The organism is Streptomyces sp. NPDC032745, assembly GCF_055579465.1.
Genome location: NZ_JBVING010000001.1, coordinates 855,088 through 867,595, shown reverse-complemented (window position 1 = coordinate 867,595; position 12,508 = coordinate 855,088). Strand labels below are relative to the sequence as shown.

Here is a 12,508-nt window from a genome sequence, read left to right as displayed (position 1 = left end):
GGGGAGCCTGATCGGGCTTCACGGGGTGACTGCCGCGGCCGGGGTTTTCGGGGCGGCCGCTCGGGCCGTCAGACGGCCTGCGCCGCTTCGGGGAGCCGGGAGGCGAGCTGGTCGGTCAGCCGGACCACGTCGGCGACGTCGCCGTACTCACGGGCGGCGGTGTCGACGGTCTTGCGCAGCCGCGTGTTCACCCTTTCGGACCGCACCTTTCCGGCCACGTCGAGGGCGCGGCCGACGAGGACAGTGGCCTGCTCGGGTTCACGCCGGATCAGGTGCACGGTGGCCATGCCGATGAGGTTGAGGGCGTACGAGCGCTGGTGCTCGTCGTCCTTCTCGAAGAGTTCCACGGCCCGCTGCATCACGGGTTCGGCGAGGGAGGCGTACATGGGGCTGCGCCCGGCCACGTAGGCCAGGTCGCGGTACGAGTGGGAGTTCTCGCCGTTGAGCTCGGCCTCGGAGAAGAAGCGGATCCAGTCAGGCTCGGGCTCGCCGCCGAAGCCGACGTCGGAGAAGGTGTCCTCGGCCATCCGGACGGCCCGCTTGCACCGGCTGGGCTGGCCCATGTTGGCGTACGCGCGGGCCTCCATCGCATACAGCATGGCCTGGGTGCGCGGGCCGGCGCAGTCGCGGCTGCCGTACTGCGCGAGGTGGATGAGTTCCAGGGCGTCCTCGGGTCGGCCCAGGTGGATCATCTGGCGGCTCATGCTGGAGAGGATGTACGAGCCCAGCGGCTTGTCCCCGCCCTCCTTGGCGGCGTGCAGCGCGAGGACGAAGTACTTCTGCGCGGTGGGGTGCAGGCCGATGTCGTAGCTCATCCAGCCGGCCAGTTCGGCGAGTTCCGCGGCGACCTTGAAGAGCCGCTTCATGACGGGCGCCGGGTGGTTCTCCTGGAGCAGGTCGGTGACCTCGTGCAGCTGGCCGACGACGGCCTTGCGGCGCAGTCCGCCGCCGCACTGGGCGTCCCACTGGCGGAACATCACGGTGGTGGCTTCGAGGAGGCCGAGTTCGGGTTCCGAGAGCCTCGGCGGGCGGTGCCCGCTGAGGGCTCCGGCCGTTCCCGCCTCGCGGAGGCCCGGGTCGGCGGCGGGGACCGGGACGAGCCAGCGCTGCATGGGCTCGATGAGGGCGGGGCCGGCGGAGAGGGCGAGGGAGGTCCCCAGGAAGCCGCGGCGGGCGAGCATCAGGTCGCTGCGGGAGAACTCCCCGAGCAGCTCGACGGTCTGCGGGCCGGCCCAGGGCAGGTCGACGCCGGAGACGGAGGGCGTCTGGTGGGCGGTGCGCAGCCCGAGCTGCTCGATGGCGACGACGGAGCCGAACCGCTCGGAGAACAGCTCGGACAGGATCCGCGGGACGGGCTCGCGGGGCTGCTCGCCGTCGAGCCAGCGGCGCACCCGGGAGGTGTCCGTGCTGATGTGGTGGGCGCCCATCTGGCGGGCGCGCCGGTTCACCTGGCGGGCGAGTTCGCCCTTCGACCAGCCGCTGCGGACGAACCAGGACGTCAGTTGCTCATTGCGGGCCGCAGAGCCCGGGACCTCCGGCTCCTCGCTCGTTCCGCTTGCGCCGTTGCCGCTCACTGGAACGCCCCCATCCACTCAGCCTCTTCATACGAAACCCTGGCTGGGGCGGCGAGCGCCGCCACGGACCTTCACAGGTCCTCCACACGTTGCCTCCGGCATAACCACGGACGGCCCGCCTTCGGGGTTTGGTGCACTGAAAGTAATCCTACGATCACCCCTGCCGCGAGGTCGATTCCAGAAACGCCACCATTCGCCACCCCTTCGAATGAACTAGCCACCGGCCAGGCGCGATTCACTTGACACCGAGGCGAAAGCGATCGGTTGGACGGGAGTGCAGCAGGGGCGCACGCGGCGAGGAGTGCGCCGGTTGGCCCCTCGGGACACCGGGCTCGCACCCGGCCCCGCATCCCGTCCCGCCGGCGTCGTAACCACCGGCGCGTCCGACCCGTTGGAGGGGGCATGGGCATGGGCTTCACGATCGGCGGCAGCCGCAGCACCAAGGAGTTCCGTTCCGGCTCGCGGCGCCGCGGCCGGACGTCGGAGTGCACCGCGGTCGCGGAGTACACCGGGCTGTGGGGCTGGGACGTGGTCCCCGGCGCCCGCGCCGCAGCCCCCGCCCGCGACTGCTCCTGTGGCCATGCGAATTGCAGCACGCCGGGGGCGCATCCACTGCCCCTCGCTCCGACCGTCCCGGCCGGCGCCACCCTCGACGAGGTCACCGAGACCTGGGGCGGGTACCCGGGCGCCGCGGTCCTGCTCCCCGTGGGCCGCACCTTCGACGTCATCGAGGTCTCGGAGGAGGCCGGGCGCCGCGCGCTGGTCCGCCTCGAGCGGATGGGCCTCCCGCTCGGGCCGGTCACCGCGACCCCGGACGGCCGGGCCCAGTTCTTCGTCGCCCCGGGCGCGGCCGCCGAGCTGCCGCAGCTGCTGTACCGGATGGGCTGGGACGACGCCGACCTCGACCTGCGCGCCCTGGGCGTCGGCGCCTTCCTGACCGCCCCGCCCTCCGACCACGCGGGCCTCGGCCCCGTCGGCTGGCTGCGCCCGCCCGCACTCGACTCCGCGGGCGGCCCGCCGCAGGCACGGCTGCTGCTCGGCACCCTGGCGTACATCTGCCACCGTCTGCGGCGCTAGTACGCGTACCCATGGCAGCGCCCCCGCGTTCCGGCCGGAATGCGGGGGCGCTGTCATGCGTACGTCTGCGTGCGCTGCGTACCGTCTGTCCTCAGTCGCCGATCAGGGCGTCCACGAACGCCTCCGGCTCGAAGGGCGCCAGGTCGTCCGGGCCCTCGCCGAGGCCGATGAGCTTGACCGGGACCCCGAGCTCGCGCTGGACGGCGACGACGATGCCGCCCTTGGCCGTGCCGTCGAGCTTGGTCAGCACGATGCCGGTGATGTCCACGACCTCGGCGAAGACGCGGGCCTGGGTCAGGCCGTTCTGGCCGGTGGTGGCGTCCAGGACCAGCAGGATCTCGTCCAGCGGGCCGTGCTTCTCCACGACGCGCTTGACCTTGCCGAGCTCGTCCATGAGGCCGGTCTTGGTGTGCAGCCGGCCCGCGGTGTCGATGAGCACCACGTCGGCGCCCTCGGCGATGCCCTCCTTGACCGCGTCGTAGGCGATCGAGGCCGGGTCGCCGCCCTCGGGGCCGCGCACGGTGCGCGCGCCGACCCGCTCGCCCCAGGTCTGGAGCTGGTCGGCGGCGGCGGCACGGAAGGTGTCGGCGGCGCCGAGCACCACGGAGCGGCCGTCGGCGACGAGCACGCGGGCCAGCTTGCCGGTGGTGGTGGTCTTGCCGGTGCCGTTGACACCCACGACCATCACGACGCCCGGGGTGTCCGCGCCGCTCTCGGTCTTCACCGCGCGGTCGAAGTCGGTGCCGACCAGGGTCAGCAGCTCCTCCTTCAGCAAGGTGCGCAGGTCCGCGGGCGTGCGGGTGCCGAGCACCTTGACGCGCTCGCGGAGCCGGTCCACGAGCTCCTGCGTCGGCACGACACCGACGTCGGCGATCAGGAGGGTCTCCTCGATCTCCTCCCAGGTGTCCTCGTCGAGGTGCTCGCGCGAGAGCAGCGTGAGCAGCCCCTTGCCGAGCGAGTTCTGCGACCGGGCGAGGCGGGCGCGCAGCCGGACCAGGCGGCCGGCCGTGGGCTCGGGCACCTCGATCTCGGGGGCGGCCGGAGCCTCGGGTCCGACGACGACGGGCGCCTCGGGAGCCGCAGCCTCCGCTTCGGGGAGGCCGACCTCCTCGATGGTGCGGCGGGGCTCTTCCGCCGTCTCTACGGCGTCCTCCCCCACCTGCGGTTCGGCGGGCGGGGCAGTGATGGTCGGTGTGCTGGGCGGCGCCGGGGGCGGCAGCTGCTTCTTCTTGCGGCTGCCGACCACGAGCCCGCTGATCACGCCGACCGCGACCAGGGCGATGACTACAGCAAGGATGAGGATGTCCATAACCCGTCCAGTATCGGCCACGGCGGCCCCGGACCCCCGTTTCCGGCGCTTGCGACCAGGCCGTAAGGCTCTATTTGTGCTCTTAGCGGCAGATCTACGATGATGGGCGGATTCCCGTACGCCCTGCCCACCCGGAGTACCGCATGCCTGCCGAGCCCGCCGAAGGCGCGATACAGACGCCGCCCGAGACGTCCGCCGAGACGTCGGTCGAGACCCGCGGCCTCGAGCCCGTGCCGGACAGCGAGCGCAGCGGCCGGGTCCGCGAGCTCGTGCCCACCTGGGTCGCCGCCAACATCAGCGTGCTGCTGCTGACCATGGGTGCCGGCCTGGTGATCTTCAACAAGCTCAACATCTGGCAGGTGCTCGTCGTCGCGGTCGCCGCGCCCGTCGTCTCGTACGGGCTCGTCGGCCTGATCTCGATCGCCGGGAAGCGCGGCGGCGCCCCCGGCATGGCCCTCTCGCGGGCCGTGTTCGGCCAGCGCGGCAACCTCTTCCCCGGCGCCCTGATCTGGGTCGCCCGCTGGGGCTGGGAGACCATCAACGCGGTCAGCGGCGCGTTCGCCGTGCTCACCGTGCTGGACCTGTTGTTCGGCGTGCAGAAGAACACGGCCCTGATCGTGGTCACCCTGCTGCTCTTCGTCGGCTGCACCTTCCTGGTGTCCGGCCTCGGCATCAGCGCGCTGCGCGTCTGCTCGACCTGGTCCACGTACCTCTTCGGGGCCTTCAGCGTGCTCGTGCTCGGCTATCTGGTCGCGGAGACCGACTGGTCCGCCGTCTTCGACAAGCCGGCCGGCTCGACGGCGATGATGATCGCCGGCATCGGCACCATCGCCGCGGGCGGCATCAGCTGGGTCCCGTCCGGCCCGGACTTCACCCGCTACCTGCCGCGTACGGCCTCCGCCAAGGGCATGGTCGGCGCGACGATCGGCGGCGCCGCCGTCGTCGTCATCCCGATGGTGCTGATGGGCGCGGTCATGGCGGTGGGCACCCCGGACCTGGCCACCGCCCAGGACCCGGTCTCCTTCATCGGCAATCTGCTGCCCGCCTGGATCGCGGTCCCGTACCTGCTGATCGCGCTCGTCGGCATGCTGCTGATCAACTCGATGTCCATGTACTCGGCCGGCTTCACGGCGCAGACCCTCGGCATCAAGGTCCCGCGCGCGGCGGCCGTCAGCGTCAACGCCGTCATCAGCCTGGTCTTCGGCTTCCTGCTGATGGTGGTCGCGACCAGCTTCTTCGGCTCGTTCATCTCCTTCCTGACGCTCCTCGCCGTGGCCTTCTCCGCGTGGATCGGCGTCTTCGGCGTCGACATGCTGCGCCGGACCTCGTACGACGGCGCCGCACTGCTGGACACCACCCGCACCAGCGCCTACTGGTACCGGGGCGGGTTCGCCTGGCAGGCCATGACCGCATGGGGCCTGGCCCTGGTCGTGGGGCTGCTCTTCACCGAGGTCGACTGGTTCGGCGGACCGCTCGCCGACACCTGGATCGGGCAGAACGGTCTGGGCTGGGCGGCCGGCATCGTCACCTCCGGCCTGCTGTACGCCGTACTGCCGCGCACCCCGGCCCGGGCGGCCTGCCCGGCCGCGGCCGAGGCCGAGGCCGAGGAGCCCGCGCTCGCCGGATCCCTGTCCAACTGACGCCGCGTCAGCTAACGTCCCCCTTCGCCCGACCACCCACCTCCGGCGAAGGGGGACTTCTCCATGCCCATCACCGTGGCCCGGTTCAATCTCGTCGACCCGAACGGCACCCCCGAGACCCTCTCCGCCCGCTACAAGGCCGCGCTGGAGATGGCGAGGTACGCGGACGACCGCGGGATCGACACGATCCAGACCGAGGAGCACCACGGCACCGCCAACAACTGGCTGCCGTCGCCGTTCGCCTTCGCGGGCGCGGTCTTCGGCGCCACCCGCCGGATCGCGGTCACCGTCTCGGCGATCATCGGCCCGCTGTACGACCCGCTGAAGGTGGCCGAGGACATCGCGGTCCTCGACCTGCTGAGCGGCGGCCGCCTCGTAACGGTCGCGGGCATCGGCTACCGGCCCGAGGAGTACGAGCAGCACGGCGTCGAGTGGGGCCGCCGCGGCAGGCTCCAGGACGAGCTGCTGGAGACCCTGCTGAAGGCGTGGACCGGCGAGCCGTTCGCCTTCCGCGGCCGCACGGTACGGGTGACCCCGGCGCCGTTCACGCAGCCGCACCCGCTGCTCCTGGTCGGCGGCAGCTCCCAGGCGGCGGCGCGGCGCGCGGCCCGGCTCGGGCTGCCGTTCTTCCCCAGCGCGCACCTGCCGGAGCTGGAGGCGTACTACCACGCGCAGCTGGCGGAGTACGGGACGGAGGGGTTCTGCATGATGCCGGCGGCCGAGACCCCGCTGCTGCACATCGCGGAGGACCCGGACCGGGTCTGGGCCGAGTACGGCGACCGCTTCCTGCACGAGGCGGGCATGTACGCGTCCTGGCAGTCGAAGGACATCCGCAGCGCCGTACGGTCGGCCGCGCACTCGGTGGCGGAGCTGCGCGCGGAGGGCGTGTACCGGGTCCTGACCCCGGACGAGGCGGTCGCGTACGCGCGCGGCGCGGGCGAGGCGGGGAACCTGGTGCTGCACCCGCTGTGCGGCGGGATGCCGCTGGACGAGGGCTGGCGCAGCCTGCACCTGCTGTGCGAACAGGTGCTGCCCCGGCTCAAGGACTGAGCGGGGGCAGCACCTGCCGTAAGAGGAGAGGGGGTGTTGGCGGGGGTGGTTACCCCATCTCCTCCAACGCCTTGCCCTTGGTCTCCGGCACCCACTTGAGGATGAACGGGATCGAGAGCACGGCGAAGATCGTGTAGATGACGTACGCGCCGGACAGGCTCCAGTCCGACAGGGACGGGAACGAGACGGTGATGACCCAGTTGGCGATCCACTGGGCGGCGGCGGCCACGCCGAGGGCGGCGGCGCGGATGCGTCCGGGGAACATCTCGCCGAGCAGCACCCAGACCACCACGCCCCAGGACAGGGCGAAGAAGAGGACGAAGCAGTTGGCGGCGACGAGGGCGACGAGTCCCTGGGTGTGCGGCAGGGCGATGTCCCCGCCGCTGGTGTCCTTGTAGGAGAAGGCCCACGCGGCGAGCCCCAGGGAGATCGCCATGCCGACCGAGCCGATGAGCGCGAGGGGCTTGCGGCCGATCCGGTCGACGAAGATCATCGCGATCACCGTGCCGATGATGTTCACGACGGAGGTCTCGAAGGAGTACAGGAAAGAGGAGCTCGGGTCGATGCCGACCGACTGCCACAGCGAGGAGCTGTAGTAGAAGATCACGTTGATGCCGACGAGCTGCTGGAAGACGGACAGGCCGATGCCGATCCAGACGATGGGCAGGAAGCCGAAGCGGCCGCCGAGCAGGTCCTTGAAGGTGGACTTGTGCTCGGAGCGCATGGCGTGCTCGATCTCGGCGACGCGCCCGTCCAGGTCGATCTTCGAGCCCTCGACCTCGGTCAGCACCTTCTTGGCGTCGTCGGTACGACCGACGGAGACGAGGAAGCGGGGGGACTCCGGGATGACGAAGGACATCAGCCCGTAGAGCACGGCCGGGACGACCATGACGCCGAGCATCCACTGCCAGGCTTCCAGGCCGCCGATCTCCCCACGCTGGTCGCCGTCGGCGAGGTTCAGGATCCCCCAGTTGACGAGCTGGGAGACGGCGATGCCGATGACGATCGCGGCCTGCTGGAACGAGGCGAGCCGACCGCGGTAGGCGGCCGGGGAGACCTCGGCGATGTACGCGGGGCCGATGACGGAGGCCATGCCGATGCCGAAGCCGCCGATGACGCGCCATGCGGCGAGGTCCCAGAGGGCGAACGGGAGGGCCGAGCCGAGCGCGCTCGCGGTGAACAGGACGGCGGCGATCTGCATGCAGCGGATGCGGCCGATCCGGTCGGCGATGCGGCCGGCAGTGGCGGCGCCGAGCGCGCAGCCGATCAGTGCGGCGGCGATCACCTGGGCGAGTGCGGCCGAACCGACGTCGAACCGCTCGCGGATGGCGACGACGGCACCGTTGATGACCGAGCTGTCGTAGCCGAAGAGGAAGCCGCCCATGGCGGCCGCGGCGGCGATGAAGATGACGTGCCCGAGGTGGTCGGGGTGGGCGGCCCGGCCGCCGCCGCCCGGCGCCTGCGCTGTGCTGCTGGTCAAGGTCTGCTCCTGCGGTGCCCGGCTGCGGTGACGGGCTGGGTGGGGGTGGTTGCTTCCAGTGGCGCACAGCTGAAGACCCGGCACCACCCGAAGGGGAAAGGCAGCGGGAGCGAGCCTATGTGTTCAGTTCTTGAAGTCAAGAGGGGGGGAGAAGTTCGCCTGTCAGATAGCTAGCGGCGCGGGCGTTCACTTCTCGAACGAACCGTGGGTCAACGGAGCCGCTGGCTGATGACCTTGGAGACGCCGTCGCCCTGCATGGAGACGCCGTACAGCGCGTCGGCGACCTCCATCGTCCGCTTCTGGTGCGTGATGACGATCAGCTGGGAGCTCTCCTGGAGCTCCTCCATGATCCGGATCAGCCGCTGCAGGTTGGTGTCGTCGAGCGCCGCCTCGACCTCGTCCATCACGTAGAACGGGCTGGGCCGGGCCTTGAAGATGGACACCAGCAGAGCGACGGCCGTCAGCGACCGCTCGCCGCCGGAGAGCAGGGACAGCCGCTTGACCTTCTTGCCGGGCGGCCGGGCCTCCACGTCCACGCCGGTGGTCAGCATGTTGTCGGGGTCGGTGAGGATCAGCCGTCCCTCGCCGCCGGGGAACAGCCGCGAGAACACCCCCTCGAACTCACGGGCCGTGTCCCGGTAGGCCTCGGTGAACACCTGCTCGACGCGCTCGTCGACCTCCTTCACGACCTGAAGGAGATCGGCCCGGGTCTTGCGCAGGTCCTCCAGCTGCTCGCTCAGGAACTGGTGGCGCTCCTCCAGCGCCGCGAACTCCTCCAGGGCGAGCGGGTTGACCTTGCCGAGCTGCTGGTACGCGCGTTCGGCCGCCTTGAGCCGCTTCTCCTGCCGGGCCCGTACGAAGGGTCCCGGCTCGGCGTCCTCGTCCGGGTCCTCCCCCTCGGCGGGCGGGCTCGGCGGCACCGGCTGGTCCGGCCCGTACTCGGCGACGAGGCCGGCGGCCTCCATGCCGAACTCCTCCAGTGCACGCGACTCGACCTGCTCGATGCGCAGCCGCTTCTCGGCGCCGAGCACCTCGCCGCGGTGTACGGAGTCGGTGAGCTTGTCGAGCTCGCCCTTGAGGTCGCGGCCGCGGGTCCGGGCCTCGCCGAGCTCCCGCTCGCGCAGGCCCTTGGCGTACTCGGCGGCGGCGCGCTCCTGTTCGGCCCGGCGCAGCGAGACCTCCAGGTGCGCGAGCAGCTGCCGGGCTCCGTCGGCGACGGCTCGGGCCACCTCGGCCTCGTGGCGCAGCCGTGCCCGGCGCCGTTCGGCGCGGGCCCGGGCCTCCCGCTCGGCGCGGGCCCCGCGGTCGAGTGCATCTGCCCGTCCCGCCAGGCCCTTGACCCGCTCCTCGTGGGTCCTGAGCTGGAGGCGGGCCTCCATCTCGGTCTGCCGGGCGTTGGCCCCGTCGGCGGCGAGCCGGTCCCGCACCGCGGTGTCGGGCTCCCCCTCACCGCCATCCCCGACGGGGTCGTTCTCCTCGGCAACGGCCAGCCGTTCGGCGCACTCCTCGACATCGGCCAGCGCCCGCTCCAGCGCGTCCTGGGCCTTGGCCGCGGCGGAGGCACTGCGCTCGGCCTCGCCGGCGGCCCCCTTCGCCTGCCCGGCGAGCCGCCCCAGCTGCTGCGCCACCCCGGCCCGTGCCTGCTCCCCGGCCCGGCGGCGCTCGCCGATCTCCTCGACCCGCGCGACGAGTTCCCGCCGCAGGGCCTGGGCGGCGTCCCGAGCCGCGCCGAGCTCCGCGCACTGCGCATCGAGCCGTACGAGCTCACCCTCCGCCTCGTCGACCGCGGCCTGCACCTCGATGAGGCTCGGCGCCCCGGCGGAACCCCCGTGCGCGAGGTGCGCGCCGAGCACGTCCCCGTCGAGGGTCACGGCGAAGAGGTCGGGGCGCGCCCCGACGACCCCTTCGGCCTCGTCGAGCGTCCCGACGACGACGTACTCCCGCAACACCCAGGCCACGGCCCGCACAACACGGACGTCCCCCTGCACCAGCCCCCCGGCGGCCAGCCCTGGCCCGCCGGCCGGTCCCGGCCCGGCCGACCCGAAGCCCGGCACGGCCGGCGCGGCACTTTGACCGGAGGCCCCGACGGGCAAGCCCGGCCCAGCCGGCGCGGCGCCCTGGCCGGAGCCTGCGGCGGGCAAAGCCCCGGGCGTGGAACCCCGGCCCTCCCGCCCTGCGGGCAACCCCGGCCCGGCCGTTGCCCGAGGCGCGGGGGCCACGGTCGAGCCCAGGTCGGCCGATGCCGGCCCCACCGGCGTTTGAGGCGCGGGGTCCGGGGCGGAGCCTCGGGTTCGGGAAGGGGCGGGGTGGGGGAAAGCACCTCCCGGCCCGACCCCGTCGGCCGCGGCCTGTCCCGGGAACGGCGTCCCCGCCGAGGAGCCCGGCGGGTCCCCGGCATCCGCGCCGGCGCCAGCCCCACCCGACGGGCCACCCGCGGCCAACGCCCGGCTCGGCAGCGGGATCCCGCCCTCCGGAGCCCGGGCATCCGCGCCGGCGGCGGTCCGGCCCGCCGCGACTGCAGCGTCCGCGCCCGCGAAGGCCTGGCCCGGGATCGGGACCCCGGCCGACGGGTCCGCCGGGGCGGGGGCGATCAGGAACGTGGCTCGGCCCGCATCCGCGTCCCGCAGGTGCCGGATGGCACCGGCCGCCGCGCCCGGGGAGGCCACCGCCACCGCGTCCGCCGCGGAGCCCAGCGCCGCCGCCACCGCGACCTCGTAGCCCGGGGTCACCGACAGCCGCTCCGCCGCCGGCCCCAGCAGCCCGGCCAGCCGCTCCCGCGCCGCGAGCAGCGCCCCCGTTCCGTCCTTCCTCCGCAGCCCCAGCGCCAGCGCATCCCGCCGCGCCGACACCGCCGCCCGCGACTTCTCCGCCGCCGTCACCGCGTCCCGCGCCGCCGTCTGCGCGGCCTCCGCCGCCGTGAGCTCCGCCCGCGCCGCCGCGTACTCCTCGTCCACCGCCGGGTCCTCGAGCCCGCCGACCTCCTCGGCCAGCGCCTCGTACTCCGCCTGCGCGGCCCCGGCCCGGGACTCGGCCTCGTCCCGGGCCGCCACCAGCCGGTCGATCTCCGCCTGCGCGGCCCCCGCCCGGGACCGGGCAGCGCCCAGCCGCCCCGTCAGCCGGGCCAGCCCCTCACGCCGGTCGGCGATGGCCCGCGCGGCGTCCCGCAACCGCCGCTCCTCCTCGGCCAGCGACCGCTCCAGCTCCGCCCGGTGCTCGACGGTGTCCTCCAGCGCCCGCGAAGCCGCCTCCAGCGCGGCCGTCAGCTCCGCCTCCTGCTCGCGGATCCGCGCGGCCTCCCGCTCCATGTCCTCCGGATCACGGCCGCGCCGCTCCTCCTCCGCCGGAGCCGAGGCCGACTTGACCCGCGCGTCGGCCAGGGACGCAGTCCCCCGTACCCGCTCGGCCAGCTGTGACAGCTCGTACCAGGTCTGTTGGGCCCGCTGGAGCCGCGGCGTCAACTGCCGCACCGTTTCCTCCAGCTGCGCCTCGCGCCGCAGCGCCTCCGCGAGCTGGGCCTCGGCCGCCTCCTTGCGCTCCTTCAGCGCCGCCTCGTCCGCGATCTCCGCGTCCAGCGCGCCCCGCAGCGTGACCAGGTCGTCGGCGAGCAGCCGCAGCCGCGCGTCGCGCAGGTCGGCCTGGATGACGGCGGCCCGCCGGGCCACCGCGGCCTGCCGCCCCAGCGGCTTCAGCTGGCGCCGCAGTTCGTCGTTGAGGTCCTGCACGCGCGCGAGATTGGCCTGCATCGCGTCCAGCTTCCGCAGCGCCTTCTCTTTGCGCTTGCGGTGCTTGAGTACGCCGGCCGCTTCCTCGATGAAGGCGCGGCGGCCCATGGGATCGGCGTGCAGGACGGAGTCCAGCTGGCCCTGGCCGACGATGACGTGCATCTCGCGGCCGATGCCGGAGTCGGAGAGCAGCTCCTGGATGTCGAGCAGCCGGCAGGTGTCGCCGTTGATCTGGTACTCGCTGCTGCCACCGCGGAACATGATCCGCGTGATGGTGACCTCGGCGTACTCGATCGGCAGGGCACCGTCGGAGTTGTCGATGGTGAGCGAGACCTCGGCGCGCCCGAGCGGCGGCCGCCCGGTGGTCCCGGCGAAGATGACGTCCTCCATCTTGCCGCCGCGCAGGGACTTGGCACCCTGCTCCCCCATGACCCAGGACAGCGCGTCCACCACATTGGACTTGCCCGAGCCGTTCGGGCCCACGACGCAGGTGATACCGGGCTCGAAGCGCAGGGTGGTTGCAGAGGCGAAGGACTTGAAGCCACGCAGGGTCAGGGACTTGAGGTGCACGCCGCCGGACTCTACCTTTCGCGTTCGGTTTCACCCATGAAGGTGCAGGGCACAACTGACGTTAAAGGAATCGGCCCCCCACCTGG

The 12,508-nt window shown here is 72.9% G+C and carries 7 protein-coding genes; 3 read left to right on the top strand and 4 right to left on the bottom strand.

Features of this window, described 5'->3' with window-relative positions:
- Nucleotides 1-68: 68 nt before the first annotated feature.
- A complete protein-coding gene (gene nsdA / locus ACZ5WG_RS03840) occupies nucleotides 69-1,574 on the bottom strand; it encodes a transcriptional repressor NsdA (protein ID WP_468720336.1) in 1,506 nt (501 codons plus the stop codon).
- A 408-nt stretch (nucleotides 1,575-1,982) separates the two neighbouring features.
- Between nsdA and ACZ5WG_RS03835 the strand changes: the two genes are divergently transcribed.
- Entirely contained in the window at nucleotides 1,983-2,651 is a 669-nt protein-coding gene (locus tag ACZ5WG_RS03835; RefSeq protein WP_468720334.1) for a bifunctional DNA primase/polymerase, read from the top strand.
- A 91-nt stretch (nucleotides 2,652-2,742) separates the two neighbouring features.
- On the opposite strand, the gene ftsY is transcribed toward ACZ5WG_RS03835, so the two are convergent.
- The gene (ftsY, locus tag ACZ5WG_RS03830; protein ID WP_468720332.1) at nucleotides 2,743-3,960 is read right to left on the bottom strand and encodes a signal recognition particle-docking protein FtsY; all 1,218 of its coding nucleotides are present in this window, start codon (nucleotides 3,958-3,960) and stop codon (nucleotides 2,743-2,745) included.
- 143 nt (nucleotides 3,961-4,103) lie between these two features.
- Here ftsY and ACZ5WG_RS03825 point away from each other — a divergent pair, with 143 nt between their 5' ends.
- Together ACZ5WG_RS03825 and ACZ5WG_RS03820 are read left to right on the top strand one after the other, a co-directional pair.
- Nucleotides 4,104-5,600 (top strand): cytosine permease, encoded by a 1,497-nt coding sequence (locus tag ACZ5WG_RS03825; protein WP_468720330.1) that lies wholly within the window; start codon nucleotides 4,104-4,106, stop codon nucleotides 5,598-5,600.
- Between the two features lie 63 nt (nucleotides 5,601-5,663).
- Entirely contained in the window at nucleotides 5,664-6,650 is a 987-nt protein-coding gene (locus ACZ5WG_RS03820) for an LLM class flavin-dependent oxidoreductase (RefSeq protein WP_468720328.1), read from the top strand.
- Between the two features lie 49 nt (nucleotides 6,651-6,699).
- On the opposite strand, the gene ACZ5WG_RS03815 is transcribed toward ACZ5WG_RS03820, so the two are convergent.
- Both ACZ5WG_RS03815 and ACZ5WG_RS03810 read right to left on the bottom strand, forming a co-directional pair.
- Complete coding sequence (locus tag ACZ5WG_RS03815; RefSeq protein WP_468720326.1) at nucleotides 6,700-8,130, bottom strand: sugar porter family MFS transporter; 1,431 nt, start codon at nucleotides 8,128-8,130, stop codon at nucleotides 6,700-6,702.
- Between the two features lie 209 nt (nucleotides 8,131-8,339).
- Nucleotides 8,340-12,422: an AAA family ATPase gene (locus ACZ5WG_RS03810; protein ID WP_468720325.1), complete on the bottom strand. Its 4,083-nt coding sequence runs from the start codon at nucleotides 12,420-12,422 to the stop codon at nucleotides 8,340-8,342.
- Nucleotides 12,423-12,508 lie beyond the last annotated feature (86 nt).